This is a genomic window from Enterobacter sp. JMULE2 (assembly GCF_013337145.1).
GTDB classification, from domain to species: Bacteria; Pseudomonadota; Gammaproteobacteria; order Enterobacterales; family Enterobacteriaceae; genus Enterobacter; species Enterobacter mori.
The window spans coordinates 236,509-256,829 of the sequence record NZ_SGWD01000018.1 but is presented as its reverse complement, the minus strand read 5'-3'; the positions used below and the strand labels follow the sequence as shown (position 1 = coordinate 256,829).

At 45.2% G+C, this 20,321-nt stretch carries 21 protein-coding genes and 3 pseudogenes; 11 read left to right on the top strand and 13 right to left on the bottom strand.

Translation table 11 applies throughout. The features are described from left to right. Nucleotides 1–83: 83 nt before the first annotated feature. The 7 genes from EXW94_RS25845 (at nucleotide 84) to EXW94_RS25815 (ending at nucleotide 3,075) form a co-directional block, all read left to right on the top strand. Complete coding sequence (locus tag EXW94_RS25845; protein WP_174341455.1) at nucleotides 84–446, top strand: hypothetical protein; 363 nt, start codon at nucleotides 84–86, stop codon at nucleotides 444–446. Further along, nucleotides 446–739: a hypothetical protein gene (locus tag EXW94_RS25840; RefSeq protein ID WP_254797901.1), complete on the top strand. Its 294-nt coding sequence runs from the start codon at nucleotides 446–448 to the stop codon at nucleotides 737–739. The genes EXW94_RS25845 and EXW94_RS25840 overlap by 1 nt, the downstream gene beginning before the upstream one ends. A 163-nt stretch (nucleotides 740–902) precedes the next feature. Then, on the top strand, nucleotides 903–1,163 hold the full coding sequence (locus EXW94_RS25835; protein ID WP_174341454.1) for a hypothetical protein: 261 nt from the start codon (nucleotides 903–905) through the stop codon (nucleotides 1,161–1,163). 36 nt (nucleotides 1,164–1,199) lie between these two features. Continuing rightward, nucleotides 1,200–1,745 (top strand): hypothetical protein, encoded by a 546-nt coding sequence (locus EXW94_RS25830; protein WP_174341453.1) that lies wholly within the window; start codon nucleotides 1,200–1,202, stop codon nucleotides 1,743–1,745. Nucleotides 1,746–1,922: 177 nt separating this feature from the next. Next, on the top strand, nucleotides 1,923–2,234 hold the full coding sequence (locus EXW94_RS25825; protein WP_174341452.1) for a DUF957 domain-containing protein: 312 nt from the start codon (nucleotides 1,923–1,925) through the stop codon (nucleotides 2,232–2,234). A gap of 2 nt (nucleotides 2,235–2,236) precedes the next feature. Then, nucleotides 2,237–2,737 carry a DUF3085 domain-containing protein gene (locus tag EXW94_RS25820; protein WP_174341451.1) on the top strand — a complete coding sequence of 167 codons (501 nt, stop codon included), beginning with the start codon at nucleotides 2,237–2,239 and terminating at the stop codon, nucleotides 2,735–2,737. A gap of 41 nt (nucleotides 2,738–2,778) precedes the next feature. Next, a complete protein-coding gene (locus tag EXW94_RS25815) occupies nucleotides 2,779–3,075 on the top strand; it encodes a hypothetical protein (protein ID WP_174341450.1) in 297 nt (98 codons plus the stop codon). 412 nt (nucleotides 3,076–3,487) lie between these two features. Here EXW94_RS25815 and EXW94_RS25810 read toward each other — a convergent pair whose 3' ends face one another. Further along, nucleotides 3,488–3,877 (bottom strand): hypothetical protein, encoded by a 390-nt coding sequence (locus EXW94_RS25810; protein WP_174341449.1) that lies wholly within the window; start codon nucleotides 3,875–3,877, stop codon nucleotides 3,488–3,490. Nucleotides 3,878–4,359: 482 nt separating this feature from the next. On the opposite strand from EXW94_RS25810, the gene EXW94_RS25805 reads away from it, so the two are divergent. Both EXW94_RS25805 and EXW94_RS25800 read left to right on the top strand, forming a co-directional pair. Further along, a complete protein-coding gene (locus tag EXW94_RS25805) occupies nucleotides 4,360–5,244 on the top strand; it encodes a hypothetical protein (RefSeq protein ID WP_174341448.1) in 885 nt (294 codons plus the stop codon). 918 nt (nucleotides 5,245–6,162) lie between these two features. Then, nucleotides 6,163–6,457 (top strand): annotated as a pseudogene (locus tag EXW94_RS25800) (transposase); the annotation flags it as partial. Here the strand turns inward: EXW94_RS25800 and EXW94_RS28405 are convergent. The 9 genes and pseudogenes from EXW94_RS28405 to EXW94_RS25760 all read right to left on the bottom strand — a co-directional run. After that, nucleotides 6,450–6,569, bottom strand: a pseudogene (locus EXW94_RS28405) (IS5/IS1182 family transposase); the annotation flags it as partial. The pseudogenes EXW94_RS25800 and EXW94_RS28405 overlap by 8 nt on opposite strands. 81 nt (nucleotides 6,570–6,650) lie before the next feature. After that, the gene (locus tag EXW94_RS25795) at nucleotides 6,651–7,277 is read right to left on the bottom strand and encodes a hypothetical protein (protein WP_174341447.1); all 627 of its coding nucleotides are present in this window, start codon (nucleotides 7,275–7,277) and stop codon (nucleotides 6,651–6,653) included. Next, nucleotides 7,270–8,028, bottom strand: a complete 759-nt coding sequence (locus EXW94_RS25790; RefSeq protein ID WP_174341446.1) for a hypothetical protein — start codon at nucleotides 8,026–8,028, stop codon at nucleotides 7,270–7,272. Before EXW94_RS25790 ends, EXW94_RS25795 begins: the two co-directional genes overlap by 8 nt. 146 nt (nucleotides 8,029–8,174) lie before the next feature. Further along, nucleotides 8,175–8,651 carry a hypothetical protein gene (locus EXW94_RS25785; RefSeq protein ID WP_174341445.1) on the bottom strand — a complete coding sequence of 159 codons (477 nt, stop codon included), beginning with the start codon at nucleotides 8,649–8,651 and terminating at the stop codon, nucleotides 8,175–8,177. Between the two features lie 16 nt (nucleotides 8,652–8,667). Beyond that, the gene (locus EXW94_RS25780; RefSeq protein WP_174341444.1) at nucleotides 8,668–9,516 is read right to left on the bottom strand and encodes a hypothetical protein; all 849 of its coding nucleotides are present in this window, start codon (nucleotides 9,514–9,516) and stop codon (nucleotides 8,668–8,670) included. 63 nt (nucleotides 9,517–9,579) lie between these two features. Next, nucleotides 9,580–10,308, bottom strand: a complete 729-nt coding sequence (locus tag EXW94_RS25775; RefSeq protein ID WP_174341443.1) for a hypothetical protein — start codon at nucleotides 10,306–10,308, stop codon at nucleotides 9,580–9,582. Then, nucleotides 10,296–10,577 (bottom strand): hypothetical protein, encoded by a 282-nt coding sequence (locus EXW94_RS25770; protein ID WP_174341442.1) that lies wholly within the window; start codon nucleotides 10,575–10,577, stop codon nucleotides 10,296–10,298. Before EXW94_RS25770 ends, EXW94_RS25775 begins: the two co-directional genes overlap by 13 nt. 12 nt (nucleotides 10,578–10,589) lie before the next feature. Beyond that, nucleotides 10,590–11,672, bottom strand: a complete 1,083-nt coding sequence (locus EXW94_RS25765; RefSeq protein WP_174341441.1) for a GTPase-associated system all-helical protein GASH — start codon at nucleotides 11,670–11,672, stop codon at nucleotides 10,590–10,592. A gap of 30 nt (nucleotides 11,673–11,702) precedes the next feature. Beyond that, nucleotides 11,703–12,968: a metallophosphoesterase gene (locus tag EXW94_RS25760; protein ID WP_174341440.1), complete on the bottom strand. Its 1,266-nt coding sequence runs from the start codon at nucleotides 12,966–12,968 to the stop codon at nucleotides 11,703–11,705. Nucleotides 12,969–13,184: 216 nt separating this feature from the next. On the opposite strand from EXW94_RS25760, the gene EXW94_RS25755 reads away from it, so the two are divergent. Both EXW94_RS25755 and EXW94_RS25750 read left to right on the top strand, forming a co-directional pair. Continuing rightward, a complete protein-coding gene (locus EXW94_RS25755; protein WP_174339222.1) occupies nucleotides 13,185–14,216 on the top strand; it encodes an IS630 family transposase in 1,032 nt (343 codons plus the stop codon). Between the two features lie 425 nt (nucleotides 14,217–14,641). Continuing rightward, nucleotides 14,642–15,847 (top strand): annotated as a pseudogene (locus EXW94_RS25750) (IS3 family transposase). 28 nt (nucleotides 15,848–15,875) lie between these two features. Here EXW94_RS25750 and EXW94_RS25745 read toward each other — a convergent pair. Genes EXW94_RS25745 through EXW94_RS25735 form a run of 3 tightly spaced genes read right to left on the bottom strand, consistent with a single transcriptional unit; the run spans nucleotide 15,876 to nucleotide 20,321 of the window. Continuing rightward, complete coding sequence (locus EXW94_RS25745; RefSeq protein ID WP_174341438.1) at nucleotides 15,876–16,337, bottom strand: hypothetical protein; 462 nt, start codon at nucleotides 16,335–16,337, stop codon at nucleotides 15,876–15,878. Then, a complete protein-coding gene (locus EXW94_RS25740) occupies nucleotides 16,330–18,789 on the bottom strand; it encodes a hypothetical protein (protein ID WP_174341437.1) in 2,460 nt (819 codons plus the stop codon). Before EXW94_RS25740 ends, EXW94_RS25745 begins: the two co-directional genes overlap by 8 nt. Further along, nucleotides 18,786–20,321 (bottom strand): tyrosine-type recombinase/integrase, encoded by a 1,536-nt coding sequence (locus EXW94_RS25735; protein ID WP_174341436.1) that lies wholly within the window; start codon nucleotides 20,319–20,321, stop codon nucleotides 18,786–18,788. Before EXW94_RS25735 ends, EXW94_RS25740 begins: the two co-directional genes overlap by 4 nt.

Below are 20,321 nucleotides of genomic sequence, written 5' to 3'. Positions count from 1 at the left end.
TAATTCCGGTTTTTTATCCAGAGGTTATTAGCCAGAATAAGCCGTCATTTAAAATATCGAAAAGACCACCAAAGGAGAGCCAGATGGCCCCGGAACTTTTCGAATTTAATCAACTTACCCCAGAACAGCAGGTAGTCGCCCGTGCCAGCGTAATTGCGGTCGAACACATGGTATTCAAAACCAGCCTAAAGCTCGCAAAGTCAGACTACCGTCATAACCTGCATGCGGTGATAAACAGTGCCCACCATATCCCCCGGATTGTCTCACGCCTGCTGTCTCTGAAACGCCTGCGGGGCGACATGACTTATCTGGACGCGGTTATTCAGGAAAATCAGTGCCGGTTTTCGCATGAAGGGGCAATGTATCTCTTTATGAAGAAAAAATTCGTAAGTGCAGAGACCCTTCAGGCAGACCAGTCAAAGCCGTTTTGCCCGGAGGTAAACTGATGTCAGCTAAATCCCTGCCATTAGCGCCGCGTGAGGCCCGTTTAATCCCTGATCCTCAACGTGCAGCGGTGCGCATCATCGCCGATTATATGCTGCGGTTTATGCGCAACAATCCAGATTCGAAGCTCTATGAGGCCAGGACTCGTCTTGAAACTAAGGTGGCGCAATTTACGGCGGACGGCTGCGATGAAACATTGCTCAGGGAATCGCTGGCCGTTGCTTTGCGTAGCCATACAAGGGCAGGGCTGACTCAGGCATGCGACCAGCTCGTTGCTGCGTTCTCAGAGGCCTGACCCCCGCACTGACCATTACTCAGGGCTAATGACTTTCACGTACGGGAACGGATCAGAGGATGGGTCTAATTCCCATTTTCTCTTTGCCAATCCGGATATACTCATTGAATCTGAAATCTATCTGCGGTGCCATCTGACACCGCATACCAGCAAGGACGAAACCATGAGTAAACTGAAGTGGCCTGAAGGATCCGTAATGTCGGCGAACTGTCCTGGCTGTCAATCTGTAGTGAACGTGCAGATTGAGACTGTTAAAGAAATGGGTTTATATGGAAGACCTGATGAATGCAGCGAATGTGGCTGTGCGTTCGACCTGGACCATACCGGAAAAACTACCAGGCTGTTTGCCCACCCAACCGAGATAACCGAAAAAGGATTGCTGCTGCTTGAGCAGGACTTCGTCTTCGACCCTGCTGGTGAATGAGAACCACGGTAGCCGGTGAACGCCTGAGGAAACGCAATGACCTATTATAATGGACGCTGGCATCTCTACAGCGAAGCTGAACGCAAGGCATACGGGGAAGCTCAACGGCAGGCTCAACGTGAAAAATGGCATGCTGTTTGGATCAGCAAAACCGGATTAAAAGACAGGCTCTGGACCGACAAAGCGATTACCGAATTTCTTCGCCCACCCAGGGATGCTGGTCCCGTGCTGGCCTGGCGTCGAGTTGATGTGGCAAAGGTCGAGTCCACAGCGGAATTTAAAGAATGGATGCAGGGGCGCTGCCGCACACTGGCCAAACGTGGGGTGTTATCGGAAGCACTGTTCAGTGTCACCCTGACGCAGGCTCAGAGGGACCTACTCCAGTCCATTGCAGCGGGAGTATCCGTCAGACGTACAGAAGAGAAGCCTGAACACTTCAGGTGGTACAAGGGCCGGAAATCCTGCACCCGCATTGCCCGCCAGCTCGAACTCTCGGGCCTTATTACCTACTGGGGATTGACGCGTCTGTCGGGAGAAATGCGTATCTCGCCAGAAGGATTATGTGTCCTGGCATTCACCTGATGTATTACGGTGTTTTCCTGAATTTAAGTCTGATGGTACGGTTGCAAGATAAAACCTGATGCGTCTGAAATAAAACATCCTCGGTTTCCTCCTTTTCATTACTCTATTTTTAGCTTGGGTTATTAGGCAGAAAAGTAACTTTGTTATCGTTGCTGTAATTCAACAGAGGACGATAATATGCAAATTGAACGCGTAGTGGCCATTCTTAATATTCTCGAAAACTGGCTCGAAGATAATATCCATTGTGAGTCCGAAATCATTTTTGATAACGACGAAAATAACACTAATTCAGAAGCGTTATATCCGGCAGTTGTCAAAGCTCAGGCGATCCTGGAGAAGCTGAGCTTGCTTTCATCCCAGTCTGTTAATGCCTGTGTTCAGCGATTACAGCTCGCTGTGGATTCAAAGGGGCCAATGTCGCCTGATGATGTCGCAGCGCTGCTTCTGGCGACACGCCACCTGTTGCTTAGCCCTCAAGCGGGAGAGTAGCCATGGGCACACTGGTCTTCACCACTGCTGATGTTAAAAAGCTGCTCGATGAGCTGCATTCATCGACAGCGTTTCAGGCAACTGTAGACGAGCTCTCCGACGCCTCCTGCTTTCACGATGGGTTAAGGCGTAATGCCGAAGGGCAGACCGAAGACGAGGCTGTACGGGCAGGGACGATTTTCGATCCTTCAGCGAAGTATATTAAGCCTGACGCTTTGGGCCCCAGAGTGCTTCTGGTGAACAGCAATGGAGTTTACCTGCTGACGAATGCGATCCTGCCTGGCTCACCAGCTTCCCGTGGCTCGCTGGCCTATGCTCGAGGCATGGATCCCCGTACGGATAGCGGTTGGCACACAGCCTCAGTAGCGACGATGGGTGGGGATGATGGGAGTATGACCATTCCCGTTGCCTGGCTTGAGCATGTCGTAGGGACCGGGGCCAGCGAACTGCGGGTAAAGGTCACCGAAACGTCGGTCAGTCTGTTGTGCGCGGAAGGGCCCTAATACCGTGCGGAATGCGACCCGCCATCGAATCAGAGGGGAATATGGCAGCACAATCCAGTACGAAAAGGCTGACAATGGCACAGGTCTATGTCCTGCGACGGATGGCATCCGGAACGAAATATTCAATTTCAGGTGACTTCAGACGCTGCCTTGAACATCGTAGCTTTATGGGGCAACCCGATCACGTTTCATGCCGCAGCTCCCCGGTGCTGTTTCGTTTGGGATTGATCGAGCTGGTGAGGCGGCCGGAATGTCTGGAGAAAGGGCAATATTACATGCTTGCGCTGAGCGCAGCCGGATATGAAGCGCTCAATGAAAACGCGGACAGATCCGATTAAACCGGTTCTGGTCCATTTTAAAGTGCTGTGCTGAAGGCCGGGACATACTTTTCCCGGCCGAGGCGAGCCTGGCTGACAAGTTTTCCCCTTCCGATTTCACTCTGGGCCTATCAGGCACGCCTGTCTTAAATGGCAAATCAACAGTCCATGGAGCTCGCACCATCCTGATCCAGTTTAGCCACCTTGCAGTGATGGCCGCTGGACCGCCACCGTCCTGCGGGTTTCAGCATAGGCGTATCTTTCATCATAATGAGTCGAGCACGTTGCCAGCCGCCTGTAGCTGGCTGTGTAATCGGCTCTGAAAAAACTACCCATTTGAATTTTAAGTTGGTGACAGCCCCAATTACCTTGGGGCTGCCTCCCTAATTGAAAAATATCTGATGTTTGCGAGGAGTTTGGGCAGGATCTACTGTCAGAAAATTTCAGCTTTAATATTCTGGATAACATGCTCCTGCCAGTTTGAATTCAAAACCACCGCTTCAATGAGTTGTGGTGTGTGCGAAATATCGGCATCGCAAAATGTGATTAAATTGAGGGCATATGGATCTTCCTGAAGCTCCTCAAATTCAATGTTAACGATGTCCTTCTCATTTTTAGTAAAGTTTACCGTGAAATCAAACCAAATCAGAGGGAGATTTTCATCATCCTCTTCGCTGAGTAGATCAGAAGTTCGTTTAATAAAGACGCTGCCCCAGGCGGACGACGCCTCTTCATTGTGCTCAAAACCGTTTAGGACGACGTCGCCGACGGACCATGATAATGCTTCGAACTGTTCACGAGTTAGCAGTTTTAATTGACTCATATTTATCCCCAGTACTTGTTGTTTGCTTCTGATAAAGAGCATACCAATTAGGTCGAACTGGCTAATAGTGAAACCAAAATAAAAGAGAAATATTATTCAAAAAGCTGTCGTCTTGTTGTTATTCAGAGCTCTTTAATATCTTTGAGTTCGGTTTATGTCTTTTTAAACATCACAATGTCGGGCTGTTGTGATATTTACTCTAAAAACGGTATGTCTGGGATGATATTACATAGCCCTTATTCGCAATCAAACGAAGGACTGCAACTTTCCTGATGGAGTGCAACCACGCGAAAGCCCGATTTAGTGCATGAGTACTTCTATGCCGATTGTATCCCTGTGCTAACTATGGAGGTTGTAAATTTCAATTAAAAAATTGACAAAAAGCAACTAAATTTTAATAGTATATGAATCATTAACAAATGACATAGTTTTGTACTGACGTTTAGCGAAAATCTTGCAAGCATATTTCTAAGGGGGAGAAAATGAAACATGCTTCATTCCAGAAGAACATTAAATTCAACAAAATTATTATTCTAGACTGCCTATCCGATAATGAGTACCAAACGGCTATACACCTTCACGAAAACTTATCCGACAAAGGTTATCGAGATGGTATCTCCTACATAAAAATTCAAGATTCGAAGTCGATCCGCGAAGCAATAGACGATATTAGGTTTTCAATTTCTGATATGGGATTTCGACCAATCATCCACATTGAAGCTCATGGGAATCCTGAGTCAATGGTACTTCCTGACAAAAGCTCAATCCAATGGGGCGAGCTTGCGAATGAATTCAGGAAAATAAATCAGTTAATGGGGAATGAACTGGTCACATTTATTGGGACTTGTCATGGCTATCACTTTATATTCAAAAATCACACAATCAAAAATTTCACACCAGTTTATTTTTGTATAGCTCCCTTGGATTCTATTCCTGCTGGCGATGTTGAGGATGCAGCATTTGCATTTTACGAAAGCGTACTCTTAACAGGAGATTTAACTCAATCTGCGAACCTTTTGGATTCATCAAAGCTTTATACGTATAATTCTGATTATATGTTTCATCGGGCATTTCATGAAGCCATGCAACGAAACCATAAAGGTAAAGCGTTCCAGAAAAGAAAAGAGGCCTTAATTACGCAGGCCATTAGTTTAATGGGTGATACATGGAAGAAAATGAATCCAACCGAAAAACGTAATTATCTTAAGAGAGCTCGCCAATTACTGAATGACTCTTTAAAAAGCAAAGAATCTCTCAGGAAAGAATTCGACAGGTTTTCTATAGGTTATATGGGTTATGCAAATGGACAAGTTTTCGATGAGATTTGGAAGCACATGCAGGACAACAAGCAAGGACGTATTATTTAAAATCGCTGATCATGTGCGTTGTTCGCTACCCGTAATCTTACTTTTTTGTTATGTAGACGTAAAAGATAATCAGGTAGTCAGGTAACTCTAAATACACCAATTTGCAACCGGGAAAAGTAAGGTGTGCTACACCTCAGGCGGAGCGGCGAATGGTATCGCCCTTCCGCTATCTGGCTTTTGGCTTAAACGAAGGGAAAGCATGGCAATACTATGCCTGACAGCGGGGCGCTTGCGGTGCTTGCAGCTTGTATCTGCCTGACCTGGCATTTAACTAACCGGCTCTACAGAGAACTGCATCAGCTGGCCGAGAAAAATGGGAAAGGGGCGTAATTCGCAGCTATCATGCCTCACGAGGGGTATGCCCAACCTCGCGATCTCATCAGCGTGTTTCACGATGTGGTTGCGAGTTAAATCCGGCGCAGCCCACTTTAACCTGTGAGTGCAAAGCAGGTTTTTTTGGCGCAAACCATCTCGCCTTAACTCAGTCATAATTTTGATTTATTTGCAGAAATAGTGTTAGGGATGAGTAGCAAAAGGGTATAATAGCGACGGTGCTGGAGGCTTTGTGCTCCGGTCTGCGGTTTACTGTTGGTTGTAGCATAAAGAAGAAAGCCCCGAGTAATTTTTCAATTAACCCGAGGCAATCCCTATGTCTAGTCAACATCAAAACGGTATGGCGGAAAAATAGTGTGAATTTGAGTTGTCCCACTGGCTGTGAGATACATAGAACGGGTACGTGAGTCGATTTTTATATGTATATTTTATTACGTATAGGGTACTCAATGTTATTTAATTGACGACTCACGTGCAAAAAACTCTATTTTTTTACATTTTAATGTGAGCCATAGTTTTGTTGGATATGACCTGCTCCCCGTTGATTAATAGTAATGTCTTCATCAGCGACGTGAGGACATCTCTATGAAGAAGCGTTTTCCCGACGAACAGATCATCAGTGTTCTCCACGAGGCCGAAGCTGGGGTTTCTTTCAGGGAACTCTGCCGCAGCACGCTATTCCAGACGCTATCTTCTATACTTGCCGTAAGAAGTTTGGCGGTATGAACGTCCCTGAGGTGAAGCGACTGAAGTCACTTGAAGAGGCTAACGCTCGACTCAAGAAGTTGCTTGCCGGAGCCATCCTAGATAAGGAGGTGCTTCAGGTGGCCCTCAGCAGAAAGTACTGACGTCAGGCCAGAAGCGGGAAGCCGTGGAGTTGCGGGCTCACAACAAGCCTGAACCGCCTCATCATCCAGCCAGAAAGTTATGGAACTACTGCTGATAAGGGCTCTGTTCTAGTTGTGCCAGTTGGTGGTTCTGAACTTTGACACGGTATTGCCTGCTTTGTCAGGGGATGCATGATCAACTCCCCCAACTCAGAAAAATTTTAATTGATTCAACATAGCCAATTATTAAATTAACTTATCAAGGTAATCCTTGCCTTCTGTAGTATCCAATAAAATCCTCAAAAGCTCGGAATATATATATTTACTACGAGTCAAATGCATAAAGCTTGAGGGACTCAGTTTGTTCAATACATATGTATTTACAATAGCAACGCGTAGCCTCTTACAACTATCCCAGTTTGAATACCATCCCAGATCAGGAAGTTTATCTATAAAATGATTATAGTGTTCAGAATCATAGCCTTCAAAATAGCCATGAACTTCATCAAAGAAACTCTCAAATATTACTTCGCAATCTCTAGTGGGTTTTTTAAGTCCTAATTCGAAGAGGTATAGTATTAACTCAACTCTTCTCTTTCCTTCTGCATTATCAACAGCAAACTTTAAGCACGCAGACCAGTCTTTTATATCAACAGATAAAAGCAAATCAGAATACCTTAGTACAGTAAAGTATTTGCACAATGCTGTTGTTGATTTTGATTTTGATATTAAACCATGTTCAATAATGTACTCTGGATTATCATCAATAATTTTAACCCAAGCGTCAGAAATAACATTTGATTTATTCAGGCAATTTTCTTCAAAAGATGAAAAAACAGAATCAGAAATTGACGTTTTAAAACGATTATACATTTTTTAATACTAATTTATTATCATCGATATTTAGCATTCTTAACATCATGGATTTTGCCAATGATAAATCATCAAGTGGTATTAAATCAATGCAATTCATTTTCTCATCTATTGTTGTATCTGCAAATTCATTGCCATCCATTAATGAAGGTTTATTTGATAATAAATAACCTCTCAGCTTTGGAGTTGGTCTTGTTAAAGAAAATAAGTTATCACTTTTAAATTTAAGTGAAATCACATTCAACAATGAAGCAGATAGAACACTTTCATTACCAACACAAACTTCTCCAATATTTAGTATTTCATCTACTCTATCACAATCAAAATTGATAGAGTGTAAAATATCATCAGTTAATGACGGCAATGACTCCTGAATATTATTTAGTATATAAAAGACGACCAAGTCTAACTTGTCTACGGATGGGAAATATGAGAGCCTGCCATTGAATACAATGTCAGATTTTAGAGTTTTAGCTTCATTTAAAGAAGGGAAATAATAAATCACTTTCCTTAGGAAGTTAAAAAGAAGCTCACCTTTCAACTCACTCTCAAAGGTGTAAGAATATAGGTCAGAAATACATTTAAAACTCTTTCGTCCAGATAGAATATCTGTGCCATAGCGCCATAAATATTGTCTAAATATCGTCCCATCTGAAGACATAGCATCATTGATCGCGATTTTTTCCCAAGCGGCTGGTTTTTCTAATGTAGAAGTCACTTTTTTAAATGGAATATTACTCGAGTTTTTCACAATTGAAACATCAAACCTATTATTCTTATCTAAGGTTTTTTCATATGGATATGATGCAGTTCTAAATGAGAAAGAACGTCTTAGTCTGGGCCATTGCTGTGACCATATGCAAAAAATAGATTCATCCAAATCATTAATGGAAGATTCTATCTTAACCTTACCGCTAATATTGTATGCTGCATTGATAACTTCACCAATACTTTCAGTGCTGATATTTTTTTATTATTAATACTTTCAATATCTTTATGATTTAAAGTTATTGAGCTGTTGTAAATATCAAATCCCAAATCAAGATTAGGCCGTGATATATATTTAATAAGAATGGATAAGTCGCGTAATCTTGCCATCTCAGGAAATGGAATTAACAATACATGCGACCACACGCACCCAGGCCTTGGCATTTCGTATGCCATCCAAGTATACATTAAGGCGTAAACCTTCGCACCTGAGAGTGGCACTCCAGTCCAATATCCCCCATTTGATGGCAACATCAAACCGGGAGCTAAATCACTTAATAATAAAAGAGTTGTAGCCACATCTGGAGGCAGGCTCATTGAAGTGGCTAACAAACGATGTCCATTCTCATATCCATAAATACATTGATGGATTTCTATCTCTTTCATTATATTACCTACCATTTTATTCTTTCGACATTAGCCAAGCAATTGGACTTGTAAGATCATGCGGCTCAGTATCTTCACCAATACAAACAATACGCTTACTGGGAACTTTAAGTGCCAACTCGTTTCTTGAATCGCTGGTTACATCTCCCCCTTGTGCTGAAATGCCAAATATCTGAAAATCAAAATGATCTCGGTTATTCATTAGAAATTGGAAAAAAAATGGAAACTCTCTCTCTAACCATACCGAAGGTGATAATGTTAATGATTGTGTTTCAACTACATCCCAAGCAGATATAATAATGGATAACCTTCTATTTGAGATTTTGAATGGCTTATTTTGTAAAAACTGTAATAACTCGACCAGACTTACTTGACTAGGAACCATTTTATGATCCCACTCTGTATGCTCCTCTGGAACTTCCGTTATATCTTGACCCTGAATAACAGGTGCAACATCACGAATTGACATTCCATCAGTAACTTTATCGGCTGTAACAAATAATAATATCCCTCCGCTGCCATCAAATCCCTCAACATAATCCTTCTTACACTTCCTAGATGCAAGTTGCAGCTCAAATGATTCACCAGAAAATTCAGGGAAATTTAAAAGGGCATTTTTACCGGTATTACAATCTTTTACCTCAATTGAAACTTTCGTCTCTGCGGCTAATGAGGTTCGAGGCACTTCCTCGCAATTTTGCCAAAGCTCAGCAATTTTATCTAAATATGTACGATCCCCGACTAAACGATTTAAGGTAAACTTACTATTTACTTCATTAGATGTTAATAGATGCCATAAGGCTGCTAGATAAGTTGTCTTACCTGAACCTGGCATACCAATAATTGTATGTTGCATCGTGATCATAAAATCAATCCATAACTGTTCGTAGAAATAAACGATCAAATTCAGATACAAACTTTTGATATTTTATTTCTTTTTAACTGTAATTGGTTTCGCAGAACACCATTCCTTAACTAAGTTATCAAGCCCACTGGCTAATGGAAACTGTGCTGAAGGATCTCTCGCAGATACCTCACTAAAAGATAATTCACCTAATCTTGATCCTAAATCATTAATTAGACTATTTTTAAACTCTTGAATTAATTCATCAAATGTTTCTTTTTGCGGTATGTCACGTAATAAATCAAGCTTAGTGGTTACAACTTGAACTTTGGAGGTTGATGACAATGCATCCGCATCAAGAAAGGACCATAATGTTCTTCGAACAGCTTGCATGGCGCTATGCCGCTGAAATGGATTGGCTAGTTTTGCGCCATCGAGTAATAATACAATGTAATCAGATTTTTTAATTTCAATTAACTCTTTTATACTTTCTGTATTGCTTCTTGCTTGCTGATATTGTTCACCAGCTCTATCTGATAACATTAAATCAACATATTTATTCTCTACATTTTCTGTTTCTTCTTTTACAATAGAAAGATGAAAATATCTCAAACCATCAAAAAAAGATGTGCGTAATGTTTCCGGCATAACCCTACCAGAATCAATACGAGAATGATGAGCTCTTTTCTCAAAACCAATCAAAGTTCTACTGCCTTTAAACGAATAATCAGAAAATCTCCCTTTCAAGAAACACTCGTACAAAGAACAAATTAAAGTGGTTTTACCACTGTCAAGCTCGCCTATAATTGCCACAAACTTTGCAGGCTTAGACAATAAAAATGATCTACATCAGGAATTGTTAAAGTCTCTCCCGATGATAAAGATACGAAATCATTATCTAACAGTGCTTCATCGACAACTTCGTCTTCGTTTTCGTCACCTTCATATCCATCTAAATCCACTAAATGGGAATCATCTATACCGATAAATGAGCATGATTCAGGGGGGGAGTGACCCTCAAGGCAGATTCCTGTTGTCGAATAACTACAGTCGTTTCTAGCACACGGTGAATTAGCATCCATTATGAACACACCTCAGCTTAATTTGGAGATAAGCAGCGCTTCTTGATATATTTGTACTGCAAGATTTAAAGGAGACAGCTGAATTTGTGCATCTAAAGATGTTGTTTTCTTAAATGCTTGGTACCATCCCTCACCTTGTCCTATCTCTTGAGATTTAATGATTGCTGTAGTGATTACGCAAAGATCGGAAATTTTAGAGTAATTATCAATAATCTCTAATGACTGATGTAAATCTGAAGGAAGTAAATTTACAGTGTGATCTATAGAAAGAGATTTTTTTGATGGTTTTGTCCGAGAGTTTATAACTCGTTGTAGTAGAGCAGGGGCTGCAACAGGACCATTATCACCATGTGTTAATGCAGCTAAATCCAGTCCTGCCATAATAGCAGCAACTCCGATATCTAGATCCGCAAATGGTTTATCAAGTATTCGGCTATGATTACCAATAAGCCACCACAACATGCTGACTTCTTCTCTCAATTCGGATACTTGATTAACTAATGGCTTTAGAACACCAAAAATCTGAGTAACACTTTTCTGAAGAGCCTCATTTGCTTCGTTTGATGAGTTTTTTACAATATCAGCTAAAGCTGCTATATCTATTGCTTCCGCTAACTTATCAATCTCGATTCCAGCTTTACTTTTTGCTGGTGATTTAATTGTATTTATATCTGCACGAGCAGAATTTCTTGAATTAAATGAATGATCTATTAGGGCTTGTTTAGCTTCCTGAATAAAATCTGCTTGTAACAACGGCACTCTATGTCCGCATGCTGATGCAACGACTGGAATCAAAGCGGCATTTATTTCACCTTGAGCGATTGCTGCTGAAAGTAAACAAACTGATAATACAGATGCCTCGCGTTTATTATCAATCAGACTGAAGCTAGAATCTGTTTCAAGAAAAGCATCTCTAAACCAATTATTATCTGTGGAACAATCCATTCCAAAATAAAGTCTGGTCAAATCTAATATCTTATCATCATCTAAATCTGGCAGAATTTTCTCAACAGCCTCTTGGCGAAGCCTAATAATTTCTGGGCCGGGAGCAATATTTGCTGCTCTGTATTGATCGGCAAAGCTATAACTACCCATTTCTATATTCTCCATCACTGAGGGTAAAATTCACGATATAGAACGAATTTCCTTTTCCAACTCCTCAATCATACCTCGATCTCGAGCTCTTATGAAGACTCGCCGGAACCGCTCAAAATCAGGTTGATCTCTGTCTTCCTCTTCTAGAAGGCCAAGTTTTCCAGCTATAGCAGATTTTTGGCTTAATGTAAGTTTAAAAAACTTTATGCTTACATTTCGTAAATTATCCATAGGATCACTCGCTGAATCCGGAACCTTAGATAGTGGCATGGACTCGTTGTTTGATGTAATCACTGATTGGGCGGCAGGAGCCCAGCTTTCTAGAGGGATCTTTTTTCTGTAAACATCGTCATTTCTGCGCATTTTGGCTCTGAATTGACCAGGAGTTGACTGCCATATTCGAATATGTGCAGCTATATCCAACTCTCTTTCCCCACTGATCGAACTTCCTATACTTACCTCTAGGAGATTATATCCAGGCTCCCAGCCTGGCTCGACACGGTCTGGGTGGGCCGCACTAGCCGCAATTCGGACAGTATCATCTTGAAGTTCAATCCGACTAGAATGTTCGTGGCCAAAAAGTTGAATTCGAGCAACATCATTCAAGTGGCTTTTTAACTCCTCCCCGTGTCCTAACCAAGTAAATGGATGGTGGCAGAGAACAACATGTTCCACCCCCCTTTCTCTCGCTATTTGAAAACACGCAGGATCCACATACAAGTCACCTTTCTTATCTGCATGACTTGATACCAAAGCAGAGTTTAGCCCATTAAGTCTCAGTATCGAACCATCGTTCATCCTTAGATCACGTGTAGCGATAGTCCTAAGAGGCGCTTTGACGTCACAAAAAAACTGAACTGCAAATGAGTTAAATTCATCCAATGATGAGTAGAGAGGATGACTTGTTTCCTCATCCATAAGCAGGCTTCGCATCTGCCCATCACGTGCAAATGGAGGAGATTGTTTGATCGTATTGTGCAACATCTGCACTATCGGCCTTCCGGCAGTTTTGCGAACAACATCATGATTCCCTGGGATAACGAAGACACTCTCAATGTTCGTTCCACATTCTTGCGCCAGTGTTTCAAGCCATGTCAAGGCAAATTTGTATTCTTCAGGATGTCCTGCAAAAGCAATATCTCCTGATATCAATATTGCAGAAGGTGACTTGCCCAGTTTTCTGCACATATCCCTCGCGTCCATAACCAATTCGTTGCGCAGATGTCGGTTGGGATCCATGGGGGTGTTTATCTCATCGAGCCGAAAATGGATATCAGATAAGTGCAGGAGTAACATAGAAGCCCTCTTAAGATTCTTATAAATCAAATAATTGATAACTAAAGCTGCGTGTTCATGAACAAATCTAAGTCTATGGATATGCTTTCTAGGTTAATAAAATAACAACATCCTAAATAGCTGCGCCGAATAGTAGATCACTTAAAGGGAACTCAGCCCGAATTGTGCGATCTGATCAATCGCCAAATCAAAACAAATCACCAACCGGACTGAGCGATGCCAATCATAGCACCAATACCCCGCGACGAACGCCGCCTGATGCAAAAAGCTATCCATAAAACACGCGATAAAAATTATGCCCGCAGACTCACCGCTATGCTGATGCTGCACCGGGGTAACAGTGTTAGTTGCGTTGCCAGAACGCTCTGTTGCGCCCGTTCATCTGTTGGACGCTGGATTAACTGGTTCACGTTATCGGGTGTGGAAGGCCTCAAATCCTTACCGGCAGGACGCTCCCGACGCTGGCCTTTTGAGCATATTTGCACCTTGTTACGTGAACTGATAAAGCACTCTCCCGGCGATTTTGGTTATCAACGTTCACGCTGGAGCACCGAATTACTGACAATAAAAATCAATGAGATAACCGGGTGTCAGTTGCATGCAGGCACTGTGCGTCGCTGGTTGCCCTCTGCCGGACTGGTATGGCGCAGGGCTGCGCCAACGTTGCGTATCCGCGATCCGCATAAGGACGAAAAGATGGCGGCAATCCATAAAGCACTGGACGAATGCAGCGCAGAACACCCGGTCTTTTATGAGGATGAAGTGGATATCCACCTTAATCCCAAAATCGGTGCAGACTGGCAGTTGCGCGGACAACAGAAACGCGTGATAACGCCGGGGCAGAATGAAAAATACTATCTGGCCGGAGCGCTGCACAGCGGCACGGGCAAAGTCAGCTATGTGGGTGGAAACAGCAAGAGTTCGGCACTCTTCATCAGCCTGCTGAAGCACCTGAAAGGCACATATCGACGGGCAAAAACCATCACGCTCATCGTGGATAACTACATTATCCATAAAAGCCATGAAACACAGCGGTGGCTGAAAGGGAACCCGAAGTTCAGAGTGATTTATCAGCCAGTTTACTCACCGTGGGTAAACCATGTTGAGCGGTTATGGCAGGCGCTGCATGACACGATAACGCGTAATCATCAGTGCCGTTCAATGTGGCAGCTACTGAAAAAGGTTCGTCATTTTATGGAAACCGTCAGTCCCTTCCCGGGAGGACAGCATGGACTGGAAAAAGTGTAGCGGTATTAGGCGCAGCTATTTAGCCTAAAGTATTGCTCTGGCTGAAAAAATGCTGGAGGCTGTAGTGGTTTGCGTAATTTGTCCATCTGAATAGAGTTTAAAACGTTCACTTCATGCTTTAAAATATTCAACACGCTTTATGGCTTCAGGATGGGCAGGTCCATGTTAAGAGCTGGCAGGTAGCAACTTCAGCTTCAGGCACTGTGCGGCCCAAAGAACATCGGGTGACTTTGAGCGTGAAATACTGCTCTACCATGAGGTAGTCTAGGCTGGTTCAGTAATAACTCACACGCAGTTGAAAGCGTTTGGTCACTGCGAACAGCCAAGGGCTTTTGTGGCATTTATCCCGTGACATAATCGCTATGGACCCCCCCATTTATTCCACATACTGTAGTGGCACACTGATACTGGCCACCTGATCGGAGGTGATATGCTCACCTCACCAACACGACAGGTGACCTAATGAGTAAACATTTCACGGCAGAATTTAAGCTCGAAGCGGCAAAGCTGGTTCTCGACCATGGGTATACGTACTTAAAAGCCGCTGAGGCGGTTAATGTCAGCCATTCGGCCATTACCCGCTGGGTCACTAAACTGCGGCTCGAGCGGCAGGGTAAAACTCCCGCCGGGTTGCCGCTTACGCCTGAGCAGATTCAGCTGCGCGAGATGAAGAAGAAAGTTCAACGCCTTGAAATGGAAAACGAAATCCTAAAAAAGGCTACGGCGCTCTTAATGTCGGACTCACTCAACGGTTTACGGTAGTCCACAGACTGAGGGCGCGATACCCGGTCAGCGCGTTGTGCCACATTTTTGAGGTGCACCGCAGCAGCTACAGGCACTGGCAGAGCACCTCGAATGAACCCGATGGGGAGCGCGTGGTTAAGCGCAGCCAGGTCATGGAGGCCTGGAACGCCAGCGGCGGCTCTGCCGGTGCCAGAAGCATCGCGACCATCGTCACCAGGGACTCTGGCGTCAAAATGGGCCGCTGGCTGGCCGGTAAACTGATGAAAGAGCTGGATATCGCCAGCTGTCAGGTGCCTGCCCACAAATACAAGCGCGGAGGTAACGAGCACGTTGAAATACCAAACCTTCTCGACCGTCAGTTCGCGGCTACGGCACCAAACCAGACCTGGTGTGGCGACGTGACCTACATCTGGACAGGTAAGTGCTGGGCTTACCTGGCGGTGGTGCTGGACTTGTTCTCCCGCAAGCCTGTGGGCTGGGCGATGTCGACGTCGCCGGACTCAACGCTGACGGTCAAAGCGTTGCAAATGGCCTGGGAGCTACGAGGCCGCCCGACAGATGTGATGTTCCACAGCGACCAGGGCAGCCATTATACCAGCCGCCAGTACCGACAGGCGCTGTGGCGTTGTCGGATAAAGCAAAGCATGAGTCGACGGGGAAACTGCTGGGATAATGCCCCAATGGAGCGGTTCTTCCGGAGCCTGAAGAACGAATGGGTGCCGACGAAGGGCTATAACAGCTTCAGCGAAGCCCAGAGCGCGATTATCCGCTATATCACGGGCTATTACAGCGCCGTGCGGCCTCACTGGTACAACGGCGGCTTAACGCCAAATGAATCAGAGCGACTGTATTGGTTACAGTCTAATGCGGTGGCCAGTATTAGTTGACCACTACATACCCTTGACAGCTCTTCTCTCATTTCTCTGCCTCATAAAATGCGCTAAGCAGTTTACGCAGGTCGATCTCCTTACTTGTGGTATTCAGAAAAGCATCCAGTTTATCGACCTGTTGCGATCTGACCATTTCCAATTCTTCGCGAAGTGCCAAGTTTTTTGCTTCCAGTTCACCTATCTTCTTCTGAAGGACGGAGCGCGCCGCAGTCTTGTATTTCGGAGCTGTGTCGTTGTGCATCCGGCGCTGGATGTGCTTAGCTTCACTGAAAGCTTCGGCAATGAGCTTGCGTCCATGCCATTCTTTCTGGCTGAGCATTTGTCGGTTGAATGCATGACCATACTTTTTCTTCGAGTGGATCATGACATTTTCCCATGTGACCGGTATCTGTGAGTCCGGGAATAGTGAGACCATTCTGGCAATCTTCAATGCCAACTCTTCGGTCAGAATTTCCTTACGCCCTGGCTTGCCGGTAGACTCACTCATCTGTGGTGTCCTCGCTACTATCATATTTGTTGTTATCGTCAGTATGTGCGATATGGGAAAGCTGATCTTTTAGGCCCCGTGATGTTGGATCAAACTGTGGGTACTTCTCAATCATGGCAAGTCGCTCCTTTTCAACCTGTTCATGTCCTCCATGGGCATCCATCGCCCTTTCCACTCCGGGCGCGGCATGATGTGTTGGGTTGTGGTACTTCATCAAGGCACCGCTGGCGTACATCGGATCATCGAGCTTTTCAACAAAGCCTGTAGCCACAAATGCCTCATGGAGCATGTTTTTAAGCACAGTATCCTTGATAAGGTGCTTAATTTCGTGGAAGCGCGCGATCAGTTCATCAGTCATTTGTTCATGGGTCAGCCCACGTTCAACCAGGTGATAAATGTGCTGGGTCAGGGCTTCCTGGTCATCAGCAACCTCGCGGTTGTGGATGGTTATTGTTTGTTCAACGATGTTCAGAATGGCAGCGTGTAGTTCGCTTGCTCGAGCCCTCGTCCGATCATTGGTGGGTATGTGCCCTTTGACCAAATGACTATTATTGCAGGGTAAGCATGAGGTGTAGGCGCGACAGGGCTTCTCGTGGTGCTGATGTGAGCAGAATCCGTACCAGGTAGGGTAAAGGATAATAATTTGTTCGCTTGTCCTGGCAACCGGCCTATCTTCCGTCGCGGCTGATATAGCGTCCAAAGTCGTCCCGCTGATCCCCGCGTCTTGGACGGTTACAATATCGAGCCTAGGCCCATACTTGTCTTCCAACTGATGGCAGGACGTAAGTCCTCTCGAGAGTTCTGTCAGCTCTAGTGGAGTGGGCATAGTACTCGCTGTTGCATTCATTTCCGCTGAGCGGAAGTCGTAGTGCCATAGCTGTGCGACGCTAAGTCTATTGGCCCACTTATTGATTAGCACATTAGAGAGCTTTTCGCCGTAGGTCAGGGCCATGGTTGTCAGCCAGAATCGCGGGTCGTGGGTATTGATTTCCGCAAACTGCGTGACCCCGTTAATGGGCATCATTATCTTGAGTTTTTCGAAGAGAGTGGGCTGCTTAATGTTTTGTCGTTCTGCTGGCGTTTGCTTTAATCGTCGCTTCAGATAGTCGTATTTGATCGCGCCGGGTAGATAGAGCGATCCATTGTGATCAAAAAGGAAAAGCATTTTCGCCAGATCGCCTCTGTAGTGGTTTCCGTCCGTAACGACGCGACAGTTCTCCAGTGCCTTGTGGACTTTGGTTAGCAGAAGCGGCTCAATGTCGTCCCAGCGGACCGCGTCAACTTCTGCCATTGTGGCCAATGTTCCGTATTTTGTTATAGGTTCCGGATTCGGTACTTTGAATCGCTTGTTTCCGAGCCCTCTCATCAGATACCTCGCCATATATTGCGATGAATCGGCCTCCTGAGCAGATAAGGCCAATATTTTAGCGAGAGAGCGTGTTGTGAGATTAGTGTTGCGCAGATGCTCCAATTCGGTAGGGAGGTAGAGCTGAGCGGGGTGTTGTTGATACCACTCGACAAGCATTCGGGAGCGCTTTCCATGTTCCTGAATGACCTTCAGGCAATAGTGGAAAAGCTCAATCATAAAGTTAAGCACTGGCTTCGCGCTCCACTGCGCACCCTTGCTGCCCTTCATGGTAACGAGCAACATCTGATGCGCCGCGTGCACTTTGTCGACTTCCTTATCCGCCACACGTTGAGCGTAGTCGTCGACAGTCACATAATCCTCAACGCTCATACAAAGAATTTCATTGATGCGCGATGGGGCACACAGCTCCATACCCATCGTCGCAAGTGCGACTCGATCCCCAGCAGACAGACGTGGATCTTTGGCAAACAGGGCGTTAAAAGCTTCATTAAGCGCCTCGATCATCTTGTCGAGCGCGGCGGCTTTGGCTTGCCGTGATTGCGTCACATAGGATTTTCGCAATGCATTCAGTTCCCGCTGGGTTTCCAGCTTCATGCGGTATCGCAGGCGCGGTGTGATGCCTTTGGTTGCAAACGTATCCAGAATTCGGCCGAGTTGAATAAGCGATACCAATGTTCTTTGGGCTGAGCTCGGATTGTTCCGGGCTCGCTGAAGTACGGTCATTTCGATTGATCGTAGGGCAGCATTATCGAGGTCAAACACAGTGTCTACAGGGGCAAACCGAATCAGGCTGAACTTACGAGCGTAATCTCTTATGTCCTTGATTTTCTCTCCGAGCACGAGTTCAGCGACAACACATCTCAACACCTCGGAAAAACTTGAGTGCTTGTCGGGAAAGGCGAGTAGAGCCGGGGTGAAGGAAAAATTAGGTGAGTCCGTAACGGTGACGCCTTTCAGGAGCCAATAGTCTGCATCAAACGGAACAGTAGGATACCGCTGTGCCATACGTTGTCGGCAATCGGACTGCCATGTCTTTAGAGCCTGTTCGTACTTAAAGCGGTCAAGTGCAACGTGTCCGTTCATGGGATCGCCTTCTGTATAGCGAGGCTATTTTGATACTGACTGGCCGCCGCCACGACCAGTATGATGTAGCGTCTTGCTTCCTTGAACTGTCTGGCAAGCTCGCGAAAAGGGAGGTTGCCGCTTTCATATTTGATGATCTCTGACTCTACAAGACGTAAGTTGATGCTGTGATCGGCATCAAAGCAGGGCGTGAAGCGAATGCAAGCGTAACAGGCAAGTGGTGCGTACTGGCAGGCATTGGTCTTGCCGCACTCGCCAGTCAGTTCACGGTGTCCAGTTGCCAGTTCGATGCTGTTGATAGCCTTTTCTGGAGGCACTGGGTCGTTTTTTGATCTAAATACCGGGAAGTGAGTTTCAAAGGCCGGTTCCATCGCCTCGCTCAGCGTGTTTATCAGACCCTGAAAGGCAATATCGACATATGTCTGGCAGTTCTTAGGAGAGGCGTGCTTGAGTACTGCTGCGATAGTTGTTGCCGAGCAGCCAGCGACGGCGAGTTGTGTTCCGACAGTATGTCGCAGCCCGTTGAAATCAAAGGTGATCGATTCCTGTAATTTCAGAATCGGTTCCAGGTATCCACGTCGGAAGGTGGAGTCGTCTGTTTCGCCGAAGTGCGCCCGAGCGTGGTTTGCTTTCCAGTGACTATCTGGGCCAACCCCGCGTGCCGGAAACAGAGCTAATTTGCCTATCTCATCGTTGGTAACCAGATGTCCCCAGACTTTGATGACCTGAATGCGTTGTGCTTCAAGCAGTTCACCTACAGTGCTATCGAGCTGGTAGGTAATCTTTTCTAGGCTGTTGGTACTTATGCCGGTTTTCCTGGGAATGACTAACAGAGAGTAGGTTTTGACTTGCGTTTCGGGGTTAACGTCGATTTGAAGATCGGCCAGCGTCAGGCGGTGATAGCTGGATGGCCTGCAATATGTGTGAAAGGCCAGATGCAGAAAGGCGAAATGTCCGATGTCGATGGTACCGCTTTCGAAGGCATCTTCGCTTCGCCGCAGAATTTCCACTTGTGCGGTGCGTGAGAGCGCTTTGGAAAGGATCGCATCGATTTTAACTCCCTGATAACCCTTAACGGGCTTCCTCACCGGGAAATCGTCAGGGGAGAGGTCATGGGCAAACAGCGGTGATTCGCGGTTTTCGGAATACAGTTGTCTGAACGATGTGAGGCCTCGAATGGAAACATCCTGGCGTATTGCGCGTAGGATGAGAAGAAAAGCGTGATCAATATGAGTGACTCTGGGATTACCCACCTGTTGTAATTGAATTTTTCGCAGCAGGACTCGAATTTGATCTATCTCTTGTTTTACCGTTAAGAACGCAATGCGTTTCCGACGTGCAATCAAGGTTTCTTTTAACGTGAGGAGGAAGGTATTCTCATAGCCGACACATAGTTCTCTCAGATCGAAAGATTCTGTCTGAGTTCGCCGATCATTCTTCGGGCCGGTGGTCTCACTCATGGTCCAAACAAGCGGAACTGCTTCATCCCATTCCGCAACCGTGTTACCGACTAGTTGGTGCATTATGCTCAT

What these genes read in the sequence shown, in the direction of transcription:
- EXW94_RS25835 (WP_174341454.1), top strand. Translation starts at nt 903, where the DNA reads ATGAGTAAACTGAAGTGGCCTGAAGGATCCGTAATGTCGGCGAACTGT.
- EXW94_RS25745 (WP_174341438.1), bottom strand. Translation starts at nt 16,337, where the DNA reads ATGAGTGAGTCTACCGGCAAGCCAGGGCGTAAGGAAATTCTGACCGAA.
- EXW94_RS25830 (WP_174341453.1), top strand. Translation starts at nt 1,200, where the DNA reads ATGACCTATTATAATGGACGCTGGCATCTCTACAGCGAAGCTGAACGC.
- EXW94_RS25825 (WP_174341452.1), top strand. Translation starts at nt 1,923, where the DNA reads ATGCAAATTGAACGCGTAGTGGCCATTCTTAATATTCTCGAAAACTGG.
- EXW94_RS25770 (WP_174341442.1), bottom strand. Translation starts at nt 10,577, where the DNA reads ATGGATGCTAATTCACCGTGTGCTAGAAACGACTGTAGTTATTCGACA.
- EXW94_RS25760 (WP_174341440.1), bottom strand. Translation starts at nt 12,968, where the DNA reads ATGTTACTCCTGCACTTATCTGATATCCATTTTCGGCTCGATGAGATA.
- EXW94_RS25805 (WP_174341448.1), top strand. Translation starts at nt 4,360, where the DNA reads ATGAAACATGCTTCATTCCAGAAGAACATTAAATTCAACAAAATTATT.
- EXW94_RS25755 (WP_174339222.1), top strand. Translation starts at nt 13,185, where the DNA reads ATGCCAATCATAGCACCAATACCCCGCGACGAACGCCGCCTGATGCAA.
- EXW94_RS25815 (WP_174341450.1), top strand. Translation starts at nt 2,779, where the DNA reads ATGGCAGCACAATCCAGTACGAAAAGGCTGACAATGGCACAGGTCTAT.
- EXW94_RS25810 (WP_174341449.1), bottom strand. Translation starts at nt 3,877, where the DNA reads ATGAGTCAATTAAAACTGCTAACTCGTGAACAGTTCGAAGCATTATCA.
- EXW94_RS25795 (WP_174341447.1), bottom strand. Translation starts at nt 7,277, where the DNA reads ATGTATAATCGTTTTAAAACGTCAATTTCTGATTCTGTTTTTTCATCT.
- EXW94_RS25785 (WP_174341445.1), bottom strand. Translation starts at nt 8,651, where the DNA reads ATGAAAGAGATAGAAATCCATCAATGTATTTATGGATATGAGAATGGA.
- EXW94_RS25845 (WP_174341455.1), top strand. Translation starts at nt 84, where the DNA reads ATGGCCCCGGAACTTTTCGAATTTAATCAACTTACCCCAGAACAGCAG.
- EXW94_RS25735 (WP_174341436.1), bottom strand. Translation starts at nt 20,321, where the DNA reads ATGAGCATAATGCACCAACTAGTCGGTAACACGGTTGCGGAATGGGAT.
- EXW94_RS25820 (WP_174341451.1), top strand. Translation starts at nt 2,237, where the DNA reads ATGGGCACACTGGTCTTCACCACTGCTGATGTTAAAAAGCTGCTCGAT.
- EXW94_RS25780 (WP_174341444.1), bottom strand. Translation starts at nt 9,516, where the DNA reads ATGATCACGATGCAACATACAATTATTGGTATGCCAGGTTCAGGTAAG.
- EXW94_RS25740 (WP_174341437.1), bottom strand. Translation starts at nt 18,789, where the DNA reads ATGAACGGACACGTTGCACTTGACCGCTTTAAGTACGAACAGGCTCTA.
- EXW94_RS25765 (WP_174341441.1), bottom strand. Translation starts at nt 11,672, where the DNA reads ATGGGTAGTTATAGCTTTGCCGATCAATACAGAGCAGCAAATATTGCT.
- EXW94_RS25840 (WP_254797901.1), top strand. Translation starts at nt 446, where the DNA reads ATGTCAGCTAAATCCCTGCCATTAGCGCCGCGTGAGGCCCGTTTAATC.